A 241-nucleotide genomic window follows, 5' to 3' on the forward strand; every position below is an offset into this window, starting at 1 on the left:
GATTGGTACACAAATGCTGGCGAAAGGTCACCATTTCCCGGATGTGACGCTGGTTGCATTACTGGACGTGGACGGCGCGCTGTTTTCTGCCGATTTTCGCTCGGCAGAGCGTTTCGCTCAGCTTTACACCCAGGTCGCCGGTCGTGCCGGGCGTGCGGGTAAACAGGGCGAAGTGGTGCTGCAAACGCACCATCCGGAACATCCTCTGTTGCAAACGTTGCTCTATAAAGGCTACGACGCC

At 57.3% G+C, this 241-nt stretch carries 1 protein-coding gene; it reads left to right on the forward strand.

The genetic code is table 11. The features are described 5' to 3' along the window. Positions 1 to 13: 13 nt before the first annotated feature. Positions 14 to 241: hypothetical protein (locus HMPREF0044_RS07660; protein WP_425357254.1), on the forward strand; the 228-nt coding region annotated here is incomplete at its 3' end.

Source organism: Gleimia coleocanis DSM 15436 (genome assembly GCF_000159015.1).
Classification (GTDB): Bacteria; Actinomycetota; Actinomycetes; order Actinomycetales; family Actinomycetaceae; genus Gleimia; species Gleimia coleocanis.